21 protein-coding genes are annotated in these 22,317 nt (G+C 62.0%); 2 read left to right on the forward strand and 19 right to left on the reverse strand.

The window, feature by feature from the left end:
• Window position 1 precedes the first annotated feature (1 nt).
• The 10 genes from M0D67_RS20365 to M0D67_RS20410 all read right to left on the reverse strand — a co-directional run bounded on the left by M0D67_RS20365 (window position 2) and on the right by M0D67_RS20410 (window position 10,001).
• Complete coding sequence (locus M0D67_RS20365; RefSeq protein WP_266239506.1) at window positions 2–2,092, reverse strand: type IV pilus secretin PilQ; 2,091 nt, start codon at window positions 2,090–2,092, stop codon at window positions 2–4.
• Window positions 2,093–2,263: 171 nt separating this feature from the next.
• Window positions 2,264–2,911, reverse strand: a complete 648-nt coding sequence (locus M0D67_RS20370) for a hypothetical protein (protein ID WP_266239507.1) — start codon at window positions 2,909–2,911, stop codon at window positions 2,264–2,266.
• Between the two features lie 104 nt (window positions 2,912–3,015).
• On the reverse strand, window positions 3,016–3,591 hold the full coding sequence (locus M0D67_RS20375; protein WP_266239508.1) for a hypothetical protein: 576 nt from the start codon (window positions 3,589–3,591) through the stop codon (window positions 3,016–3,018).
• Window positions 3,588–4,118: a hypothetical protein gene (locus tag M0D67_RS20380; RefSeq protein ID WP_266239509.1), complete on the reverse strand. Its 531-nt coding sequence runs from the start codon at window positions 4,116–4,118 to the stop codon at window positions 3,588–3,590. Before M0D67_RS20380 ends, M0D67_RS20375 begins: the two co-directional genes overlap by 4 nt.
• Window positions 4,115–5,002 carry a hypothetical protein gene (locus M0D67_RS20385; protein WP_266239510.1) on the reverse strand — a complete coding sequence of 296 codons (888 nt, stop codon included), beginning with the start codon at window positions 5,000–5,002 and terminating at the stop codon, window positions 4,115–4,117. The genes M0D67_RS20380 and M0D67_RS20385 overlap by 4 nt, the downstream gene beginning before the upstream one ends.
• On the reverse strand, window positions 4,983–6,614 hold the full coding sequence (locus M0D67_RS20390) for a GspE/PulE family protein (RefSeq protein WP_266239539.1): 1,632 nt from the start codon (window positions 6,612–6,614) through the stop codon (window positions 4,983–4,985). Before M0D67_RS20390 ends, M0D67_RS20385 begins: the two co-directional genes overlap by 20 nt.
• Window positions 6,615–6,765: 151 nt before the next feature.
• The gene (locus tag M0D67_RS20395; RefSeq protein WP_171928180.1) at window positions 6,766–7,968 is read right to left on the reverse strand and encodes a type II secretion system F family protein; all 1,203 of its coding nucleotides are present in this window, start codon (window positions 7,966–7,968) and stop codon (window positions 6,766–6,768) included.
• 63 nt (window positions 7,969–8,031) lie between these two features.
• Window positions 8,032–8,481, reverse strand: a complete 450-nt coding sequence (gene gspG, locus M0D67_RS20400) for a type II secretion system major pseudopilin GspG (protein ID WP_200652037.1) — start codon at window positions 8,479–8,481, stop codon at window positions 8,032–8,034.
• A 167-nt stretch (window positions 8,482–8,648) separates the two neighbouring features.
• Complete coding sequence (locus M0D67_RS20405) at window positions 8,649–9,338, reverse strand: response regulator transcription factor (protein WP_266239511.1); 690 nt, start codon at window positions 9,336–9,338, stop codon at window positions 8,649–8,651.
• Window positions 9,339–9,368: 30 nt separating this feature from the next.
• Window positions 9,369–10,001, reverse strand: coding sequence for an SCO family protein (locus M0D67_RS20410; protein ID WP_266239512.1), 633 nt, complete (start codon window positions 9,999–10,001; stop codon window positions 9,369–9,371).
• A 284-nt stretch (window positions 10,002–10,285) separates the two neighbouring features.
• Here M0D67_RS20410 and M0D67_RS20415 point away from each other — a divergent pair, with 284 nt between their 5' ends.
• Window positions 10,286–11,419, forward strand: a complete 1,134-nt coding sequence (locus tag M0D67_RS20415; protein ID WP_266239513.1) for a histidine kinase — start codon at window positions 10,286–10,288, stop codon at window positions 11,417–11,419.
• A gap of 18 nt (window positions 11,420–11,437) precedes the next feature.
• On the opposite strand, the gene M0D67_RS20420 is transcribed toward M0D67_RS20415, so the two are convergent.
• The gene (locus tag M0D67_RS20420) at window positions 11,438–12,220 is read right to left on the reverse strand and encodes a response regulator transcription factor (RefSeq protein WP_154564737.1); all 783 of its coding nucleotides are present in this window, start codon (window positions 12,218–12,220) and stop codon (window positions 11,438–11,440) included.
• A 549-nt stretch (window positions 12,221–12,769) separates the two neighbouring features.
• On the opposite strand from M0D67_RS20420, the gene M0D67_RS20425 reads away from it, so the two are divergent.
• Complete coding sequence (locus tag M0D67_RS20425; RefSeq protein ID WP_266239514.1) at window positions 12,770–13,402, forward strand: lytic transglycosylase domain-containing protein; 633 nt, start codon at window positions 12,770–12,772, stop codon at window positions 13,400–13,402.
• A 98-nt stretch (window positions 13,403–13,500) separates the two neighbouring features.
• Here M0D67_RS20425 and M0D67_RS20430 read toward each other — a convergent pair whose 3' ends face one another.
• From M0D67_RS20430 to M0D67_RS20465, 8 genes are all read right to left on the reverse strand, one after another.
• Window positions 13,501–14,010 carry a DUF1269 domain-containing protein gene (locus tag M0D67_RS20430; RefSeq protein WP_154564741.1) on the reverse strand — a complete coding sequence of 170 codons (510 nt, stop codon included), beginning with the start codon at window positions 14,008–14,010 and terminating at the stop codon, window positions 13,501–13,503.
• Between the two features lie 191 nt (window positions 14,011–14,201).
• A complete protein-coding gene (gene ccsB, locus M0D67_RS20435; protein WP_266239540.1) occupies window positions 14,202–15,329 on the reverse strand; it encodes a c-type cytochrome biogenesis protein CcsB in 1,128 nt (375 codons plus the stop codon).
• Window positions 15,330–15,851: 522 nt separating this feature from the next.
• Window positions 15,852–16,526 carry a cytochrome c gene (locus M0D67_RS20440; RefSeq protein WP_266239515.1) on the reverse strand — a complete coding sequence of 225 codons (675 nt, stop codon included), beginning with the start codon at window positions 16,524–16,526 and terminating at the stop codon, window positions 15,852–15,854.
• Window positions 16,527–16,701: 175 nt separating this feature from the next.
• Window positions 16,702–17,943 (reverse strand): cytochrome C, encoded by a 1,242-nt coding sequence (locus M0D67_RS20445; RefSeq protein WP_266239516.1) that lies wholly within the window; start codon window positions 17,941–17,943, stop codon window positions 16,702–16,704.
• A gap of 442 nt (window positions 17,944–18,385) precedes the next feature.
• On the reverse strand, window positions 18,386–20,080 hold the full coding sequence (locus M0D67_RS20450; RefSeq protein WP_266239517.1) for a c-type cytochrome: 1,695 nt from the start codon (window positions 20,078–20,080) through the stop codon (window positions 18,386–18,388).
• Between the two features lie 2 nt (window positions 20,081–20,082).
• Window positions 20,083–20,907, reverse strand: coding sequence for a hypothetical protein (locus M0D67_RS20455; RefSeq protein WP_154565702.1), 825 nt, complete (start codon window positions 20,905–20,907; stop codon window positions 20,083–20,085).
• Window positions 20,908–20,932: 25 nt separating this feature from the next.
• Entirely contained in the window at window positions 20,933–21,772 is an 840-nt protein-coding gene (locus M0D67_RS20460) for an outer membrane lipoprotein-sorting protein (protein ID WP_266239518.1), read from the reverse strand.
• A gap of 42 nt (window positions 21,773–21,814) precedes the next feature.
• A complete protein-coding gene (locus tag M0D67_RS20465) occupies window positions 21,815–22,315 on the reverse strand; it encodes a hypothetical protein (protein WP_154565703.1) in 501 nt (166 codons plus the stop codon).
• Window positions 22,316–22,317: the final 2 nt, after the last annotated feature.

Genomic DNA, 22,317 nt, shown 5'->3' on the forward strand with positions numbered 1-22,317 from the left:
CTCAATACCCGTTTTGAATCGAGCGAAGCGGGTTCTCGGTCGGCATGTCACCCGGCGGCATCTGCAGGATCAACGGAGGGGGCGTGGGTACCGGTGCGGGTGCCGCCGGGGCAGGCGCGGGCGGCTGGGTGGCCGCCGGCGCCGCATTCGCCCCAGCGCCCGGCTCGGCCTCGCCTCCCGCCTGCTCCGCTGCCGGCGGCGCATTGGGAACCGGCACCGGCGCCGGCGCGGTCGATTGCGGCGCAAAGCGTCCTCCGTAGGGTGCGGGTGGCGGCGTCGTGCGCGGCGGCGGCGGCAGTTGCCCAAACGAACCGGTCGCGGGCACCGTCGTCGAACTGTTCGCCGCTGCGCCGGCTTGAGCGGACTTACCACCTGTCATGCCACCGCCTACGCTGCCCGGCAGCGGCTTTACAGCAGGCACTCCGGGCACCGCCGCGGCGGCCATGACGGGATCGAGCCGAAGCTGGTCGGCGTGCACATTGACGTCCGTGCCGGACCAGACCTCCTGCGTGTCCACATCAGCCGCGAGCTGCGGCCGGACAATGTGCGGCGTGATCTGCAACACGATCTCCGTCTTCACATGGTCGCCGTTGTGGTCCGAGAACAGGCGCCCGAGCACAGGCAACTGCCCGAGGCCGGGCACCTTGTCGGCCGACCTGCGGTCCTGATCCGAGATCAGCCCGCCGAGAATCTGGCTTTCACCGTCTCTCAGACGCAGGCTTGTCGACGCACTACGCGTTCCTATCTGATAGGCGAGCGAACTCAGACCTGTTTGCGAATTGCCGCTCTGGATCGTATTGGTGATATTGCTGACTTCGAGATTCAGTTTGATGCCGACATCGCCATCCCGATAGACCTGCGGCTCCACTTCGAGCTTGATACCGACATCGATGTACTGAATCATTTGCGTGTATGACGGTCCGCTCGTGCTGGGCGTGCTGGAACTCGAAATCACCGGCAACTTGTCGCCGATCAGGATCCGGGCCTTCTCCTTGTTGCGCGTCCGGATGCGCGGACTCGCCAGCAAATTCGCGTCGGTATCGGTGAGCTTGAAGTTTGCCGTCGCGGACAGACCGCTGACATTCAGCGCATTGATGGGAAGATGGTGCAATGCGCCCCATGTGTCCACGGTGGACGGTGTCGACACCGAGAACGAGTTCGGCCATTCGATCCCGAGATTGGACAGGCGTTCGTGCGACACCTCCAGCACTTCGACTTCCAGCATCACCTCCGGTTCGGGCAAATCCTGCGCGGCGATCATCTCTTCGGCAACCTTGATGGTGTCCGGGGTGCCGCGGATCGTCACGGTGTTCGCGCGCTCGTCGATCACGACTTCCTTGATCTTCAGCAGGCTCTTCAGCAGCGACTGGATCTGTTTGGCGTCGACATTCGACAACTGGAACGTGCGTACCTTCAATTCCTGATATTCAAGCTGCTTGGCCGGCGTCGCCGGGTAGATGAAAAGCGTATTCGCGTTGAGTTGCTTCTTGTCGAGCTGATTCTGCATCAGGATCATATCGACCGTATCCTGCAGCGACGCGTTCGTCACGAAGATGGTCGTCTTCAAGTCCGCACGAACGTCGCGGTCGAAGATGACGTTCAATCCCGACGTGCGCGACAACGCTTCGAAGACCATGCGCACATTGGCATCGCGAAACTGCAGTGTGATTGGGGTACGCATGATCGACGATGCGGCACGCTGCTCTTCCTTGTCCGCGCGTTGCTGCCGAATCTTGTCGTCGATTTCCTTTTGCATCTGCAACGCGAGCGCATTGGTCGGATTCGCCAGCAATACGCGGTGCACGCGATCGGACGCCGGCCCAAACGAGCCGCGCTGCATCATGCGGTCCGCTTCCTGCAGGGTTGCGAGATCCCGGCGGTCCTGGTCGATCAGCGCGCCGATCTTGCGGCCGCGTTCACTGGTCGGATCGATCTGGCTTGCCGCATAAAGCCTCTGGATCGCGGCATCGAACTGGTAGCTCTGACGAAACTGGTCGGCCTGATCGAGTAGCGTGTTGACCTGATCATTGCGGTCGTGCAGATAGTTGAGTTTCGCCTCGGCGCCGGTTGGAGTGTCATGCAGGATCGGCATTTGCACGCAACCACTGACGGCAAGCATGGAGATAGCGACCGCGAGCGCACGCTTTCTCGCGACCCCCGCGATTGGCCTGCGCTGAGCACGGAATGGGACAGGTGGCAAGAGATGGTTCGCTGGGCCGCTGTCCCCATTGCGGCCCGCACCCCGTGTGCGTGAGGTTGTCATCTACTTTGCCTCTCTTGGTATGGATACGGACTGCGTCTGGTTAAGCGGTAGATAGGTCAGCACCACGTCGGATTCCGAAACCGACTCGACGCGGTACTGGTCATCGACAACTTCGCCCGGTGAAACAATCAGCAACCGCTCGCCGTTGCTAAGAAATACCTGCGGCTTGGCCGCTTTCGCATCCAGCTCGCCCACGTACGTGAAAGGCACGGGTGGCGCGGTCGGCGCCGGTGCTCGCACCTCGGGTACGACCGGCACCTCGACAGGAGGCGGCGGCGGAAGCCACGAAGAGGCGGCGAACGGATTGTTGGTCGATTCGACGGACAGAGGCGCGCGCAGGGAGATCAGCCTTGCGCGTGGCGTCGCCGCTATCGTCGGCTTCGCGTTGGCGGCGCCGACGTGCGACGCAGGAACCGGGGCCGGCGCAACTGCGTGCGTCGTTGCGTGTGTAGCTGCGGACGCGGCCGATGTGGTGGACTGGAGATGAGCGGAAGCAGGCCGCGCCCGCATGTCGTCATGCCTCGCGCCGTGGAGCGCGGCAAGCACCGTCGGCGTCTGGGTCGCCGCCACCTGCGCGCGATATCCGAGCCCCACGGCGGCGATCGCGCAGAACGTCAGCAACACGCGTTTGACCAGAGCGGGTTTCACGGCTGCGCTGTCCGGTAGATGAGCTCGAACGCGTTTGACCAGAGCGAGGTTCAAAGCTGCGCCGTCCGATAGATGAGTTCGAACGCGTTTGACCAGAGCGAGGTTCATGGCTGCGCCGTCCGATAGATGAGTTCGAAGCGGACCCGCGCATCGAGAATGTTGCCGTCGACCGCAGGACGTTCGACGTGGATCGCCTGTAGCGCCGCATTGGGCACGTTGTTCAGGACTGCCGCGAGAAAATGCCGGATCGCGCTGTACTGATCCTTGACAGGCAACAGCACCTGATACCGCGTAAAGGGCGCACCGGCTTCGGTCGTCACCTGATATTCGGCGGAGCCGAGCGTCAGATTGCTGTCGCGAGCCTGCGCGAATATCACCGCGATATCGCTCGCGCTTTGCGTGAAACCCGGGAACAGTCCCGGCAAGGTATCGAGCGCAACCGCATCGGCCGGCGCGCTGCGCTCGCCGGCACGGTAATGCGCGTTCGCCGTCCGCGCCACGCGCGCAGGATCCTGCATCTCGTGCATGTCGCGCGTCCCGGCGTCCACACTGGGAGTTGAGGCGCACACGATGGCGGCCGCGCCGATCACCAGCGCGCCGAGCAGTCCCGGCAGGCCGAACGCGCGCCGCATCTCGAAGCGCAGCGTCAACAGCATGTCCTGTAGCTGGTCCGCTTTCATGACTTCCTCCAGACGGCAGTGATCTGGAAACGCACCGGTTTGCCCGGCACGTTCGTCTCGATCAGGTGATCGTTGAGCACGGCTTCCCGCAGCAGAACGCTGCTCTGCAAATACTTCAGGTACGCGATCATCGCGTCGAAGTTCTTCGCCTCGGCCGTGATACGGATCTGGCTTTGCGCGGGGTTCTGATCGATGCCGATCAGCGCGACATCGTGATCGGGATAGTCTTCGACGATCGAGAAGAGGTCCTGCCACGGCACGGTCAGTTCCCGCAGAACCGACTGACTCTGCTTTTCCGCGAGCCTGGCGGCCGGCGTCAGCGGCGCCTTCAGCAAATGCCGGCTTGCCATTGTCTGCTGCCGGACGGCCTCCAGTTGCGCCTGCGCGCGATCGTTTTCCGCGTGCGCATGCCAGAGCCGCGCGCCGCTTGCGAGCAACAGCACGGCAGCGGCGCACAGCAGGATCAGGCCGGCCGCCGCCGGGGTCGCGCGGCGCCCACTGAAGTCGAGGTCAAGGCGCGGGATCATTGTGCACACTCCATCAGCCGATGCGCAGGCGAGCGGTCCGTTGCCGGCGTCTGCCGGATTGCCGCCGCAAAACGCGCTTCGAACGGCGCCAGTTCGGTCTCGACCCCGAAGAGATGGATCTTGCAGTCTTCGTGCTTCAGGCTCGCCCGCGTCGCCGAGCGTTCGAACAACTGCTCGGCCAGTTCGGCCAGCCGGGACGCGTCGCCCGCATCACCCGGAAACAGGCGCTGTGTGTCGTAGGCGACCCAGCGATTCTGCTCAATCATGACCGCCTGCATCTGCTCGTCCGCGACGAACAGCAGCAGCGCCTCGCCGCCCTCGGCTGCATCGCCGACGCGATTGAGCATCTCCGGAAGGCATAGCGTCAAGCGGCCAATCCCGACATGTTCGGCCGCGCTCACGTCGTGGATACCGTCAAGCAGTTCGCGCGACATCGCGCTGGCAAACAGAGCCCGACCGCCGCGCTGCACACTGAACCGCACCACCAGCGACGCGCCGTCAATCCCGTAGGTATCGGTGAAATAGGCTAAGGCGATCTCTTCGAGTTCGCGCGCGCGCAGCGCGCGGAAATCGCCGCGCAAGATCGCGTGATTGCCCCAGAAATCATCCAGCACGATGGTTGCGCTGCGCTTCTGCACAACCTCCTGCTGCACTGACGCGGCATCCGCCGCGGGCGTGGCGATGAGCGTGTCGGCAAGCGCTGTGCGCAGCGCATCGAGTGCGCCCGGTTCGGTGCAGCACTGCGCCTCTGGAATCGCAACGCTGGCAGGCTCGGCGGCAGATGCCGGTTTGCGCAGGCGCGACAGCCGGGGCATGCGTGCACCGACGACAATCTCGCGTGTGCCGACTCCGATTGCAAGCGGACTATTCAACCATCGTGACACGGTTAATCTCCTCGAGAGTCGTTTCGCCGCGCTTCACAAGTTCGACCGCGGCGGTACGCAGCGACTGCATGCCGTAGCGCATCGCTGCCGCCTTGATAGCTCCAAGCGGCGCGCGCTCCGACAACAGTTGCCGCAACTCGTCGTTCATGCGCAAAGCTTCCGCGATCGCGCGGCGTCCGCGGTATCCGCTGCCGCGGCACGCCGCGCAGCCCGTGCCGCGATGAAACAGGTAGCTGCCGGCGGTATCAGGATCGATGCCAGAACGGACCAGCGTGTCCGCGTCGACCGCCTCATCGGTTGTGCAATCCGGACAGCACTGCCGCAAGAGACGCTGAGCGACGACGCCGTTGAGCGCGGACACGAAGCTGTACGGATCGACCTCCATGTTCGTGAAGCGGCCGATCACGTCGAACACGTTGTTCGCGTGCACGGTGGTGAACACCTGGTGACCGGTCAGCGCTGCCTGCACGGCGATTTGCGCGGTTTCCGGATCGCGGATTTCGCCGACCATGATCTTGTCGGGGTCATGCCGCAAAATCGACCGCAGTCCACGCGCGAACGTCAGCCCCTTCGCTTCGTTGACCGGAATCTGCAGGATGTCACCCAACTGATATTCGACCGGGTCCTCGATCGTCACGATCTTCTCAAGGCCGTTGTTGATTTCAGTAAGAATCGCGTAGAGCGTCGTCGTCTTGCCGCTGCCGGTCGGCCCGGTCACGAGCAGCATTCCATACGGCATCGATGCGACCGAGCGCATGAAGCGTGTATCGGCCTGCTGAAAACCCAGTGCCTCGAGCGTCAGGCCGCCGGAAGCCTGCGAGAGCTGATAGCGGTCAAGGATCCGCAGCACCGCGTCCTCGCCGAACTGGTTCGGCATGATCGACACGCGGAAATCGATGTCACGTCCCGCGTACTGCGCCTTGAAACGCCCGTCCTGCGGAACGCGGCGCTCGGCAATATCAAGTTCGGAAATCACTTTCACGCGCGACAGGACCTGGTCGGCGACATCGCGGCCTTCCACCCGGCGGACCACAGTCAGCACGCCGTCCACGCGGCACTTGATCATCAAACCGCTGGCACGGCATTCGAGGTGGATGTCGCTTGCCATCATCTTCAGCGCGTCATAGATCGTCGAGTTGAGCAGCCTCACCACCGGGCTGTCGTCACTGCTGATGCCCTGCAGCGTCAACGCGAGCGAAGACGGATCGACGGCACTCTGGATCGGGTCGTCGAACGCGAGCGAGTCCATCGCCCGCACGTCTTTTTCGCGCACGGCCAGATACGCGCTGATGTCTCCCGCGCTGGCGAGCGCCCAGCCGTACGGCACGGTCGGCCGTGAGCGCATGCGGTGTTCGACGCAGCCTCGCGTGCGCGCGTCGAGCGGATCGGCGATGACGAACAGAAGACCGTTGCCACTGTTTGTGCCGCTTGTACCATTTGCGCCGCTTGCCTCGCGAAAGCACACACACAGTCGAGTCGTCGCTTCGACGAACGACATCACGTCGAAATCGGGCTCGTACTGGTTCAACTCGCGCATGCTGATCGGCTTCATGCGAAATTGCTCGGCCAACTGGGCGCGCATCTCGTCCGCGCTCAGCGCCGTCTGCGTCATCAACTCCTCCAGCGCACGAATGCCGGAACCATGCCGCTCGCCGAGCGTTCGCAGTGCGTCGCGCAGCTCGACACGCGGTTCGGCACGCGGTTCAGCATTGAGGCTTGCCAGAGTTGTGCTGACGGAATCCACGTCTTTTCTCCAGGAAGGTCTATTGAATGCTCGATGCGATTTCGAAAATCGGCATGTACATCAGCACGACGATTCCACCGATCACCACACCGATAAAAATCATCATCGCGGGTTCGATCAAACGCGAGATCAGATCAATCGTGCGGGACACCTGTGCCTCCTGAAACGCAGCGATTCTGTCGAGAACAGGCCCAAGACCGCCGGTCTTCTCCGCCACCGTCAGGAGCCGATAGGAAATCGGGTTGGCGAGTCCACCCTGCTGAAACGCGTCGGAGATCTTTGTGCCGTTGCGCACCTGCTGGAGAGCCTCTGCGAGTGCGGCCTGGTCCGCGCGGCCGACCAGCCCATGCGCAAGATCGAACGCGCGCACGGCGGGAATACCGCCGTCGACCAGCATGGCGGTCGTGCGATAAAACTGCGACTGGCGAAAGACACGGAAGTGTTGCCCGATGCCCGGCAGGGCAAGCATGCGATCGGTGATCCAGGTCCGGACCGCCGGCCTGCGCAGCGCGAAACCGGCCACCACCGCCAGCACGGCGAGGCTGACGCTCAACTCCGCCCCGTGGGCGTGCACCATGCTGCCCCAGGCGATCAGCAAGCGCGAGAGCAGCGGGAGCTCGCGCCCGCTGTGTTCAAGCAAGGTCGCGAACCTCGGCACGACGAAGCCCAGCAGGAACAGCACGACCGCCGCGCCCACCAGCAACAGAACAGATGGATAGATCGCTGCCGACACCACCCGGCCGCGCAGTTCGTGAAGCATCGCGCTGTTGCGCGAATAGCGGGTCAAGCTATCCGCGAGGCCGCCGGTTTGCTCGCTGGCTTTCACGCAGGCGACCAGCACCGGTGGAAAGATGTGGCTCGCGTGCTCGAGTGCCGCGGAGAGTGACTGCCCCTCTTCCAGTAGCCGCAACAGCTCCCGGTACACCTGCGCCGAAGCCTCGCGGCGCTCATTGCCGCCAAGCGTGCGCAATGCGTCGACGACCCCGACGCCTGCATCGAGCAATGCCGCGAGTTCGCGCGCGAACAGTTCGACGTTGAACCTGGCGCCGGGCAGCGCCGCCCAGTTCTTCCGGTAGTGCCGCCGTGCGGCGTCGGCGCGAACCGATACGACGCGAAGACCGCGGGCGCGTGCAAGCGACGCAGCAGTCGACGAAGAATCGCTATCGATGCGAAGCGTCTGGACCGCACCACTGGTATCGAAAACACGCAGCACGTACTTCACGTCGACTCTCCTTGCAAACCACCCACTACCGGCCCGGCGTCGCGGCGACCGCGCGGCGCACCGTTACCACGACGAGACGGTCGTGTTCTCACCGACGCCACCGCCTCGTCCATCCTTGCCAAGCGAAAAAAGATCGTAGTCGCCGTGCTCACCCGGCGAGCGATACTGGTACGGGCGATCCCACGGATCGACCGGCACCGCCTTCGCCAGATACGGCCCGCTCCAATGCGCCGCATCCTGCGGTTTGGCGATGAGCGCCTGCAGCCCTTCTTCGGTCGACGGATAAGACCCGACATCCAGCCGGTATTGATCGAGCGCCTGCCCCAGCGAGACGATCTGCGCGCGCGCGATCTTCGTATTCGACTTGCCGACCTGTTCGAAATATCGGGGAGCAACGAGACCTGCCAGCAAGCCGATGATGACCATCACCACGAGCAGCTCGAGCAGCGTGAAGCCGCGGCTGCGTCGCGCGCCCCTTTCGAGGCGGACGCACTGCCACGGACGCCCGGGCATGCCGGGCTTGATAGAGGACAATTCAGTGTGCACAGCTCCCCCCTGTATCGACCCACCGCTTCGGCATTGCCGAAGCCGTTGAATGCATTCTTGTTCAGGTCGATACGGGCAAGAAGTAGGGAGAGCCGTCCAAAGACATGGGTAAAGACCCTCCAGTTGCGCCGCGCTTATGCGGAGGGGTGATGCACGCGTTCTTCGTCCGGCAGCGTCAGCACACCCATGTCGATTGCGATACGCACAAGACCTGTCACGTTCGTGATGCCCAGCTTGCGCATCAGACTCGCACGATGCTTTTCGATCGTTTTCGGACTGAGCCTCAGGTGCTCGCCGACCTGCCGATTGGTGTGCCCCTCGACAACGAGTCGCAGCACTGACCGCTCACGGCCGGTCAACGCATCCCAGAGGTGTGCTTTTTGCGGGGTACCCGCAACGAGGTGCAGCGAATCGGCACAGCGGCCGAGAACGTCGAGACTCGTGTTGTGCCTGCCCTGCATGACAAGCCGCATCTCGCCGACCAGGTCTTCGAAAGACGCGTCCTTGATCACATAGCCGTCGGCGCCCGCGGCAAACGACTCTCGCACGTGTTCTTCGCTGCGGTGAACGGTGAGGACAATGATGCGGATCCGCGGCGCGCGGCGCTTGATTGCGGCGATCGCCTCGAAACCGCTTCCGCCCGGCATCGACAGGTCCATCAGGATGAGATCGGGCAGCGTCGCGATCGCTAGCCGGTATGCTTCGAGTCCGTCGCACGCCTCACCAACGATGATGTAGTCGCATAGTTCGGACACCATGCGACAAAGGCCGCTGCGCAAAAGATGCTGATCCTCCGCAATCAGCACACGATGCTGTTTAGCCAATTTCGTCGCTCCTGACAGCACCGTGCGCGGTTAGTTGGACGCAACGGCGTCATGGTAGGCGCTCAGCAGTTCCGCTGGCGTCGCGAAGCCGTCAATACGCAGCCACGGCTTTCCGGGCGCCGATCGCACGAATGCAACCGGCGTGTGATTCATCTTGTCGCCCCGATAGACGTTGAAGGCGCGTTGCGTCGTAATGCTCGCCTCGACGGTGCCGGTGTAGTGCTGCCACTCCGGACCCGCGTCGAATCGGGCTGCGTACGTTCTAAGGCGTGCCGGGGTGTCCTGCTCAGGATCGATCGAGATCGACACGATGTGCACCTTGTCCCGCTCGCCGCCCAACTCGCTTTGCAACTTCTCGAGCGTCTGGCTGACCATGGGGCAAATGGTGGTGCAGGTGGTGTAGATGAAAGTCAGGATCACCGGCCGGCCGTCGTTCAGTTCATCGATCAACGAGACCGTCTTACCGTCGTCCCTGACCAGCTTCACCGGCGGCAGCGTATAGTCGACGGTCGAGCGCATGGTGCCCGACATCATGTGATGATGCATATGCGCGTCGGCGCCATCGGCGGCATCTGCGGCAGCCGCGCACCATGCCGCGGGACCTGCCAGTCCGGCGCCGGCTAGCAGAACCGCGCCGATCAGGACTACGTTGGTCGTTCTCATCGCTGGCTCCAGAAGTATCATGAGCACGGCGTCGATACCCGCGTGAGCGCATGAAAGGTGCGCCACCGTGCATATTCAGTCTCATGAATTTGTGCGCGAGCGTCATTGGATGAGAGCCCCCAAAGCACGGTAGGGCATGTCCGCCAGCGGGAAAACCCGCCTCGTTCAGCCGGGGTGTCCCCACATCGCGACTCAGTACTTGCCCGGTTGCAGCGAGGGTTAGTCGAGGCCTACAATTACTTATAGCCTTAAGGTTTCCTTAAGAAAACGCATCGGGATCTCCAATGGATGCAAACGAGCCCACGGGATTGCAGATGAAGCTGGCCGACCTGATCGAGGCCATGCGCAAGCTTTGCATTGCGGCCCGGACCCACAAACCAGCTACCGCCAACGTCACCGATGCGCGCGGCGCGGCACTTGCCATTCTCACGTCAGATGGAACGTTCCTGTCGGCGAACCGCACTGCGGCGGCCCTCCTCGGCTACTCGAATGCCGACCTGGTCGGCAAGCAACTCGCCGACATGGCGCCGAACAGCTTTTGGGCGCCGCTCGCGAGCGAATTGTCCGTGAGCGCTCATCGAGAATTTCACTCCTTTCCTGCGGTACTCAGCGGCCGCACCGGCCACCCGATCCAGCTCATGTTGCACCAGCAGTCGGTCCCCACCGGCGAGACCGGGCGCAGTGCGTTGCTGACGCTTTTTGAGGAGCCGCTGATCTCCGGACCCGAACTTGCGAATGCCACGCGTTTGCCCGATGCGAGTGCGCGGGACCATCTGACGTATCTAACGATGGGTCAACAGAAAGAACGTCAGCGCCTTGCGGCGGAACTGCACGACGGTCTCGGGCAAGCATTGACGCTCGTCAAGCTGATGGCTGAGGACGCGCTGATGCGGATACGCCGCGGGCAGGTCGACGACGCGGCCCAGTTGCTGGATGCAACCGTGCTCAGAATCCGCGAGACGATCGGCGACGTGAGGCAGATATGCGGCGAACTGCGTCCGCTGATGCTCGATCAGCTCGGCTTGCCCGGCGCACTGGGTTCACTATGCCGGCGCATCGAGCACGGCGCCGAAAACGTCTCAGTTGTGTTCAACTGCGACGTCGGCGACGAGGACGTGCCGGAGCATCTGAAGGCCGACATATTCAGGCTCGCCCAGGAAGCGTTGAACAACACCGTCAAGCATGCAGCGGCCACGGAAGTCACGCTCGGTTTCCGGCGCATTGCGGGCGGCCTCCTGATGACGATTCTGGACAACGGCATCGGCTACGAAAACCGTCCGCTGTCGACAGAAGACGCCTGCACAACCGGGCTTGGCCTCATCGGCATGCAACACCGGGTCGAGTCGCACGGCGGCAAGTTTTCAATCCAGTCGTTCGGTACGAGCGGAACGCTGGTCTCGGCGGCATGGACCGCCTAGCGCAAGTTCCGTTCGCACTCAGCAGGCCCCGCCCAGCCCGTACTTGGGCTCTCCCGAGTATTCAGGCGACTCCGGCGGTCGATCCGGCTCGGCCTGCAAGCGGACAGGCGTATCGTCAACGTTCGGCTCGGAGCACTTCTCGGCCAGAGAAGTCAGCAGGCCCATGCTGATGGCGACCAGGACCAGTTCCGTCAGATTGGCGATATTGAGCTTGTGCATCATGCTGGCTCGATACTTCTCGATCGTCTTCGGGCTGAGATTCAGGTACTGCCCGACCTGCCGGTTGGTACGCCCTTCGGCGATCAGCTTCAGCACACTGCGCTCCCGCGCCGTCAGGACGTCCCACGCCTTCTTTGGCGCATGCACTTCGCGGCCCGTGACGAACGAGTCGACCATGTACCCGTACACGTCGGCGCTCAGATGTTTCTTCCCCTGCATCACCATGCGCATGGCGACCAGGAGTTCATCGAACGAGACATCTTTCAGCACGTAACCCTCGACGCCGGCGCGCAGTGCCTCACGCACATACTCTTCGCTCTGGTGAACCGTGAGCACCACGATTCGTATGTTCGGCGATCGTCGTTTGATCGCCGCGCTGGCATCGATTCCGTTCATGCCTCGCATCGACAGATCCATCAGCATCAGATCGGGATTCAGCGTCATCGCCATTTGACAGGCTTCCTTGCCGTCCCTCGCTTCACCGATGACGTCATAGCCTCCTTGCGCCGAAAGCATCGAGCGCAGACCGTTTCGTAGCAGATCGTGGTCTTCGGCGATCAAGACGCGGCATTTGGTATTCATGTTTTTACCCCTGGCAGCCAGGAACCGGTCGCGACAAGGCTGTGCAGCCGTTAAACGGCGCCCACCGCATGTCTCGTCTTTTTTACATCCCCTACCTTCGAATTCCTAACTTTCACTTGCTATGCAGCCACGCTGCATGCGTCTGCCCGTCGCAAGGTTCGCGCCATGTCTCTGCGAGCCAGCATGGATCAGTATGTGAAATTCGTATGACGTTTGAAACGACCGAGGATAGCTGCGTGTATGTTTCAAATTTGAACAAATTTTCCCCGGACGGGAGATTAGTAGCAATACCGATGGAGTAGACATTACGCGCCGAATTGGGCAACGGGACAATACTTACCGCTTGCCAGTTCAAATCGGGAATATTCCCCTTCAACGTGTATGCCGGGTCGTACGGCACCTGATTTCCCACGGTTACCGGGCGTTACGAACGTAACGATTTTGTACAGCCCTCCGACCCGTCCGTTTTGCGCCTCAAAGTGTAGGGAGGTGCCCCATTGCAGATGCGCATTTCTCCACACCACAATTGAGATGCGGGGGAACACAACCATGCGCTATAGCCTTTCATCCGGACCAGGACATGCGATCCTCATCGCATGCGCGATGCTTGGCATGGCATCAGCGGGGGATGCACGCGCAGAGATTTTTGGAGCGGTTGCGAGTAACGGTGCAATCGTCCTGACCAACGTACCTGGCAAAGCAGGGATGGCCGTCATCGTTGCCGGCGATCCGCCTTCCGAACGCGATGCGAAGCGTGCACAAGCATCGTCGTCCGGGAGCGGCGACGCGTCGCGGTTCGCCGATGTGATCGACGAAGCAAGCCGCACCTTTCGCGTTCAGCCCGAACTCTTGCGCGCAGTGATCGACGTCGAATCCCGATACAACCCGAAGGCGGTTTCAGACAAAGGTGCGCAAGGACTGATGCAGGTCATGCCGGAGACAGCACGGCGCTTTGCCGGTGGAGACATGCTCAATCCGCGCGACAACGTGCTGACCGGAGCACGCTATCTGCGCTTCCTTCTCGATCTCTTCAAGGACGATGTCGAACTCACCGTGGCCGCGTACAACGCTGGGGAAAATGCCGTGATTCGGGCCGGCTATCGCGTGCCCTCCCTGCGGGAAACGCGCGCTTACGTGCCACGGGTTCTGGAGCGCTATCGGCGCATGCTCGCAGCGGGTTAACGTTGCGTGCTCCGGCGGCAAGCCGGCGCCGGTATCGATGACATCCGGGCGTGACCGGCCGCCGGCCTGGCCGTACTGTTGCCGGGTCCGGGAACGGATTACGGAAATGCGGGAATGGTCGGCTCCGTTCCCCGGATCTCGGCCTCCGCGTGGTGAAGCTTGATCATCTTTTCAATTTCCTCGACGCGATCCTTTGGGACATCGATCATCATCAGCAGTTCACCCCGCTCGATCGCCGCTTCGAAACGTTTCAGCCGCGTATTCGGTACATCGACGCCGATCATCGTCGCCGTCCATGCGCCAAACCCGGCGCCCGCGAGCGTGAGCGCAACGACAACGCCGCCCGCAATGGTCAGGCCCGCCGGCGGATAAGCCAATGCAACCAGGCCCGTCAACATGCCGGTCGCGCAACCCGCCGCCGTACCTCGCGTCAGTGCGTGAAGCAAGTCGCTGCTCTGCGCAAGTGTGGCCTCCGGCAAATCGTCGAGCCGTACATTATGGTTGGCAATCACGTGAATATGCCGCCAGTCGACTCGCCTCACCAGAAGCTCGTCAACAATCATCCGCGCACATTGCGTGCTCGGCAGCAAAAAATATATGCGTCTCATGGCGACCTCGCTGACCGTAGATCGGGGTCTATCCGGACCCCTGACTTCATTCTCGCGCGGATTGGCAGAGGGATAAAGTAGGAATGCTCGCCCAAGGGAATGGGTAGAGACCCGCAGTGGGTGTCGCCCGTCGAACCACGCGCCGCCAAGCCGGAGCTTCGGGCGAAGGGTCCGGGCGCTCCGGCATTCTTTTACAGCTTGCCGTAGCTATGCAGCCCCGACAGGAACATGTTGACGCCGAGGAACGCGAAAGTCGTCACCAGCAGGCCGGTCAGTGCCCACCATGCCGCCACCGCGCCGCGCAGGCCCTTCATCAGGCGCATATGCAGCCAGGCCGCGTAGTTCAGCCACACGATCAGCGCCCACGTTTCCTTCGGGTCCCAGCTCCAGTAGCCGCCCCACGCTTCCGCGGCCCACAGCGCGCCGAGGATCGTCGCGATCGTGAAGAACGCGAAGCCGACGGCGATCGACTTGTACATCAGGTCGTCGAGCACATCGAGCGGCGGCAGGCGGTCTGCCAGCACGCCGCGCTCTTTCGCCAGATACGCGACCGCGACCATTGCCGACAGCGCGAAGCTGCCATAGCCGATGAAGTTCGCCGGCACGTGGATCTTCATCCACCAGCTCTGCAGCGCCGGCACGAGCGGCTGGATCTGCTGGGCGTCACGCGCGACCGAGTACCACATCAGGAAACCGACCGCCGCGCTGATCACCAGCAGCACGAATGCGCCGAGCGCACGCGTGTTGTAGTGCTGCTCGTAGTACAGATAGAACAGCGCGGTGATCAGGCTGAACAGCACGAATACTTCGTACAGGTTCGAGATTGGAATATGGCCGACGTCCGCGCCGATCAGGTACGACTCGTACCAGCGCACCATCAGACCGACAAAGCCCATCACCACCGCGGCCCACGTCATTTTCGAACCGATCGCGGCACCGGTCGGTGAACGCGACAGCAGGCCGATCCAGTAGAAGACGGTGGCGAAGACGAAGAGCGCGCTCATCCACAGAATCGCGGACTGGCTCGACAGGAAATACTTAAGGAAGAACGCGCTATCCGCGCGCGACAGATCGCCCTGATAGATCTGGATTGCCAGCAACGACAGCGCGGCGATGCCCACCATCAGCGGACGCACCGGCTTCCAGCGCCAGCCGAGTACGACGAACACCGGCACGGCCAGGCACAACACCAGTTTGTCGTAGTAGTTCATGAACGGGTGATAGCGCGACAGCGCGAAGCCCGCGCCCGCGACCATCACGACGGCGAACAGCCAGTCGACGACACCGAGACGCTTGAGGAAGGGGCGCTCGTCGAGCAGATCCACCGTTTGCGCCGCGGTCGTTGAGACATCCCACTTAAGCACGGGCGCCGGGTCCGGCGCACCGGCATCAAGAGACGATCGGGTCAGATTCATGGTCCCCTCCATTGCGCCGATCGCGTCGACAGGATGCCGTCGGCACGCAGTTGACTGCTTTCCCGGCGCGCTTCGTTCGACGGCCGCGCCCCAAGGCGCGGTCATCCAGTAGTGGTCCCCGTCCCACAAACGCGCTGCCAGACGTGACCGGGAAACCCGTTGCTACCTTGAGCGCCCGCGTCCCGATTCGCTCCGTAAGTTTCCACTGCAAATTGAAAAAAAAGCGCCCGCCGGGGGGAGACGGTGCGCAAACTGTTCGCCACATCGCCGCTGATGCCCCCAACCGAGGCGACCTCAACAATGACGCAGGCGTTCTTGCAGGTGCCGCTGCCGTGCAACGGTGCATCCGCGCTGCACAGACCAGACGGACCGCCTGGACTCTGAATCGCCACGTCCACGGGCGCAGCGACACGCAAGTCAACTTGTTCATTGATCGGCCGGCGGGTTGGCCGCTGCCTCGGTCTCTGGAGGAAACGCTTCCACGAAGGCCGCCACGGCGCGCATATCCTGCTCCGACATATTGCCGCAGACCTCCTTCATGATCTCACCGCGAGGTCTTTGAGCGGTGTCGCGCTGGAAAACCATTAGCTGCTTGACGATGTAGTCCGCGTGCTGACCGGCGAGCCGCGGAAACTGATTCATGCCCTCGCCATGCTGGCCGTGACACGAAACGCATGCTGCGACGCCCTTGTCCGGCAACCCGGACACAAAAATCGCTTTGCCTTCGCCCATGAGCGATTGGTCGCCGGATTCACCCAGAGCCGGCTTCTGACTGGAAAAATACGCGGCAAGTTCGTCGATTTGCGCCTCGCTCAGGTGCGTAAAGCCCCACATGAACCTCTTGGCGTTCGGGTCTGATCGGGCATGCGTCTTGAAGTCCGTCAATTGATCGACAATGTATTCCTTTCGTTGCCCCGCCAGCTTGGGAAAGGCCGGCGATACCGAAACGCCGTTCACGCCATGACAGTTCGAGCAGACCTGCAGAGCAATGGTCTTGCCGGCCACTGCCGGGTTATCGACCGCCCTTGACCGGTCCATTTCGTGACAGCCCGATCCTGCAAGCAGCATCCCAAGGGAGATGATTTGCGCCAACGTTTTCATGTCACGAACCTCCAGACTGCGCTTACCGCCCTTAAAGGCTGCGCGACAAAGCGCGGCGCAATGAGTACGTATTTCAACGCCTTCGCTTTCGCCGATACTGCAAAAACGCAAGGCACCTTCCTTTTATTCCAGGGGCAAGTACGACTAACTTGCGTGGGAAACGCCGGCATCGACGTCACCAGTACGCGGCCCATAAATAGACGAACAGCGTGTCGTTGTCCGATGCGTTTCGCCCGGTGCCGTCGTAATTGGATCGGGATCCAAGGTATTTGGTGAAATGCGTGTATTGCAGGCCGACCCGGATGTTCTGCACCGGAATCCAGAAGATCTCGGGTATCCATCCCTGCGTGGCAGGCGAAAAGTTCGCGCTGCTGGCGTAAGCCACGCTATCTGTGCTGCCCGTCACATTGAAGAAAGCGAGGCTCACGCCGTACTTGGCCTGATAGATGTACGACACTTTCAGCAGCATCGATTTGAGATTTGCCGACTGGCTGTCGCCTAAAACGAAATTATTCGGATCACTGATGTTCTCATGCGTGTAGCGCGCCTGTGCGGTAATCGTATGCGGTTCCAGCAGGTACTGATACTGCGCATCCACACCGATATCGCGATAGCGGGTCACACCCTGCGTGAAGATCGGGAAAGCGTTTGGATCGTTGGGATAGACATCGGCAAGCAAGCCGAACGTCCCCACCATGATGTTATGCGGGCCCCATTCGCGGGTCAGCGCAACGCGCCAATACGGGTTGTAGCCTTTCAGATAGGTCTGCGGGTGGGCCAGGTCTCCGGCCTTGCTGCCATGACTCAGAAACGACCAGATTCCGTCGGCGGTGCTGTACGCGGTCAGTTCCGCGTACACCATCTTGTTCCAGTACAGGTAGCCGCCAATGCCGACGACCTGCTGCGCCAATGCCCCCTCGATGAGAGGCGTGAACACCGGAGACCCAACAGCGCTCGTCGACGAAGAAAGGTAGGGGTAGCTCCATGCAGGCGCGGTGTTAAAGACGTCCTGCACAGTCGGGTTGTTGTGCAACGTTACGCCCAGTATGAAATCGCTCGCTTCGCCGATGATCCGTTCCACGTAACGGACATCGGTGTTGTCCGATGCCCATTTACCGATCCACCTGCCGTCGCCATTCTGGTGATCGTAGTTCGTGTAGGTATATTGAGTGAACGCGCCGATCTTGTCGGTGATCTTCCCGGCGAGGAAAATGCTGGCCGCATCCCATGTCAGATTGCCGTCTTTGGGCGAGATGGGATTCCCGTTAGCGTCGTTGTTGTGCCGGGTCTTGGTCGCATCGACTGTTCCCATCACGGCGAGCGGGATGGTGCGTTCGCCGAGCGTATATCCGTTCAGCTTGAACATGCGCCCATACGGCGTGAGCTCGGGAAACTGACCGCCGGCGTGGCACGCCACGCAGCTTTGTCCTGTTTGACGCGCGAATATAGGCAGGGCGTGTGCGGTAGAAGCCTGGAACAGACAAAGCGCCACGAAGGCCACCGTCCAACCACAGCGAAGCATCTGATTAAATGCAGGAATACTGATAATAGTCTTTGCCATGGCTATCTCTCCCTGCGCCGTGCTTCACACATTTGCCAACGGCGGAAAAATTCAATGACTACGTTGCTGTGTCGCGCCTGACGGCAACGAGCGAAATGAGAAGAAGGTCTCGCGACTACGGCGCCCCATTCCGGTGAGGTATTCGCGCCCCCTTGCCACGTTTATATTGTGCAAACCGTCGACAGGAAACGACATGGGTCAACGTCCTATTCTTGCGGTAGGGGAGACGCCCGGCCGCGCGGGCGATAGCGTCTCGTGATTTCCTGCGCGCCAGTCCACGCTTCGTCTCACGACATCGTCACGGCACCATCCAGGCCCCGTCGGCAACGAGCCTGACTCGGTCCGGCTCGGCAAAGCGGACGATATAGCCTCCCTTGGACGCGAAGCGCTGTCCGGGCGCCAGCGTGAGGCGCGGGTAGTAGCCGGTCAGGATGCGGCGTTCAAGCATGTCCTGAATGCGCTCGATCAGGTAATCCCTCTCAAACGCATCGACCATATGACCAAGCGTCTCCGCCAGCAGACCGCACGCGAGATAAGTGTCCGCCTGGACCTGCGGGGCGACCATCGGGATTTTTCGGATCGAGAACCAGCCGAATGCATAGTCGACACGGACACGCCGTCCGTCCGGCAAGTCGAATGGATAGGCGAGGCGCGTGACACCGCGCCAGCTTGCCGACAACGGTGTGCTATCGAGCCCGCCCAGCAGCCCCGACATGAACACGGTGTCCGACGGCGGCGGCAAATGCCCGAGCGCCGCAACGTCGGGCGGACGCAGCCATAGCACCAGCACGTCCCCATGCGAAATTCCGTGCATGGAGCGCGCAACGCTGTCGCCTGGCGCAAGAGCACGGCTCGACACCGCGATGCCATGGCCCTTCAACGCGGCGGCAAGCGCCTGTGCGCCCCGTTCGCCGTTGTCGCCTGTGCGATAGACCTGCCACACCCTTGTCGTTCCTTGCATGGGTTTGCCATGGGCTTCATCGAGAATCCGCCTGGCGAGCAACTCCGCCTCGAGCAGTACGCCCTTCGAGAAATACACGGAATAGAAATCCTGGTCGGTTTCGACCGGCACTTCCACGTTGGGAAAGAGACACGGCACGGCCTCCTGCTCGCAGAACTCGTGGACCGGCGCCCAGTTCTTGCCGCCGAGTCCCGACAGCACCGCAAACACCGGCTGCTCCACCAGTAGGCGCTTCAACTGTTCATGCCACGTCGACGGCGGTCCGCTCAACTCCCACACATGCAACTCCCAGCGACGATTGACCATGAACATCATCTTGTGCGACGCGCGCAGCGGTGGCGTCGCGCCAAGCGGAAACACGTTCTTGTCATCGAAGTACTGTTTGAGAACATCGAGCATGCCACGCCGTTTCGCCGGGTCCGCATCCGGTGTGATGATCGTCGCGAAGTGCAGCACCGTGTCCGTCACACCTGCTGGCCTGCGTCGATCGAGGCGTTTCAGATAGCCGATCAGCGCTGTCATGTCGGTGTCGTTCAGCGCGTACTGCGGCATCAGATTGCTGAGCGGCTTGCCCTCCGAATCGAGTCCCTCGCGTATTGCTCTTGCGATCGTCGCATCGGTGTAGGGCTCGCGATTGATGCGCATGCCGGGAATGTACGGGAGGTCGAACTCGTCGGGGTTCTCTACGCGAGCATGGATCAGATACCGGTCAGTGATCGGCGGGATGTTGTTATTCCCCTCTCTGGATCCAAGGCCGCTGCGCCGATGGCAATTCATGCAGGCCGCGGCGGCGCCTCGCAGGTTCACGCCGCCGTCGTGCATCGCTTCAAGCGGTTCGCCCGAACCCAGCACGCCTTTCTGGAAGATCGCTTGCCCCGTGTTCGCTGTCGTTACGGGCGGCGACGAGGGGGCAGCGTTCACCTTGCCTACCGGCACAATCAACGCGGCGAGCAATGCCCATTGAACGAGCGCGAGCGCCGCGAGCCATCGCACCCGAGCACTGGCTCCTCGGCTGACCCGGGCGCAGTCCATGGCTAGGGGCCCGGCCGGCTCAGAGCGGGCGACGACGCATCGGCATTCACCGACACCGAGTTGCGCCGACCCTGCGAGCCCGGTTTCGTGAACATCCCATCGTCAAGCGGCGGATTGAGCGTCACCTTGTCGATCATCAGCTTGTCACCCTTTCCGGCCGCCGCTGCGCCGCTTTCGATCGTGAATGGTATCTGCAAACCGTCGACGCTCCTGTAGTCGCCGTACTTCACTTCCACTGTGACCGGCCCGCGAGGGCCCCGCGCCACGCGGTCGTACTTCACGTCAAGAAAGCTCTGCGCGTCGACCCACACATGACGGGTCACACCGGAAGGCAACTTCACGCCGAGGCGGTATGCATCGTGTCCGTCGACCTTGTCGATACCGTCGAGCGTGACATCGACACCCTTCGCCTGATGGTCGATCAGCAATCCGTCGATGACCTGCTCGTCATGCGCGGAACTCAGCTCGTCCATGGTGTACGGCCGCGCTTCGCCGCCGCCGGTCGCGCTCGGGCTCACCTTCCAGCCTTGTTTGCCGTTGAATACCCGGACAGCCCGGTGGCTGAGCACGGTGACCTCGAAGCGTGTCTTGTTCGGACGTTTCAGCGCGAGCGCAAACGGCATTTCCTCCGCGGGTGTATTCGCACTATCCACGTGCCCGACCCAGACCATCGTCTGGATATTCCGCCATGCGTCGAGCCCTCCCCTCGCGGCGATATTTTTCTCGACGATCTGGTCCGCGCTCAGATCGTGCTCCGGTATTTGCTCGCTCGCGTACACCGCCGCCGTCAGGCAGCCGATGAGCACCCACAGTGCGATTCGTGTCATGGCAGTGGACCTCGCACGATAACGGCTAGTGGCTATTCACCAGCGGCTGCTGGTTCGGCACTTTGGCCATGGCCAGTTGCGGTTTCGCAAACAAGGTATCGTCCGCCGGCGGATTCACCACGACATGGTCGATCGTCAGCTTGTGCGTCGGCTTGACGCCGCTGACGGCGGTTTCCAGCGTGTGCGGAATGACGAGCCCATTTTCTTTCTTGTAATCGCGATAGAAGATGGCGACGTCGTGCATCCGGCCGTCGAGCTTGCGTGGTTCGCCGTCGATCTTCAGTTCGAGAAAACTGCTTGCGTCGATCCAGATGCGGCGTGACGTATTGTCTTTCGTCGTCAGCTTCAGGACATACGCGCGATGCCCTTCCACCGATTCCATACCCAGAGCATCCACCCGTGAGCCCTTGCTCGCATAGTCGATCAGCGGCCCTTCCAGGTCAGCCGACGCCGCAGCCGATTTAGCCTCCGCAGGGGTATACGGTTCGACTTCGTCGCGTCCGAGGAAGGGCCTGACCTTCCAGCCCCGCGCGCCGTCGTAGACCTGAAACGCCGTCTGCTCGTTGAAGCGAACCTCGAAGCGGCTCTTGTTCGGCCGCTTCATCGTCATCGTGAACGGCAGCCTGGTGTTCTTCTTGCCACCGGCATCGATCTGCCCTGACATTGTGATCGTATTGACCGCATGCCACGCCTGAAGCCCGCCACGTGCCGCGACGTTCCGCTCGACGATCTGCGCCGCACCAAGATGACTCGCCGCAGCGGCTTGCGCCGTTCCTGCGGCCGAGGCCGCGTATGCGACCGGGCAGGATGCCAGAACACAGGCCACTGAGGCCGCCGAAATCGCCTTCAAAAGAAACCGGGACATGATTCACCTCCCCCATTTGTGTTGCAAATCACCGTGCCGCGATCATTCGACGATCAGTCCGTCGACATGAAGCGAACCGATGAAAATGTCGACGCGCTCGCCGGCCTTGATCGGCCCGCCCTTGTTGGAAAACACCATCCAGTATTCCTGCCCGGCTTCAAGTGGACCGGTCTGGCGCAACGGCCCGACCTTGTCCATCACCGGAATCTCGAGCACCGCGTGGCTCGTTTGCCCGTACAGGTAGGCGGTCGCGGTCTTCTCGCCGAGCAGATGCGCCGCCACCGGATCCGTCACGCGATAGTTGAAGCGGATCAGATTGCCCGATGCGGTGCGGCGCACACTCAGGTTATCGATGCCCTTCATCATCCCGTAGTAGTTCTTCGCGTGCTGCGACACACTCACCGGCAAATACGGCGAGTGCCTGGCCGTGAGCGCCGGCGGCGCGCTCTGCTGGGCCGCGACCCCTTGAACCAGGGTCGCGGCCAGCCACACGCTGCTCGTGAACAGCACCGCCGGCTTTGTCGAGGGGGACCGAAGTTTCATTA

This window comes from Paraburkholderia sp. SECH4 (assembly GCF_030511745.1).
Lineage (GTDB): Bacteria > Pseudomonadota > Gammaproteobacteria > Burkholderiales > Burkholderiaceae > Paraburkholderia > Paraburkholderia madseniana.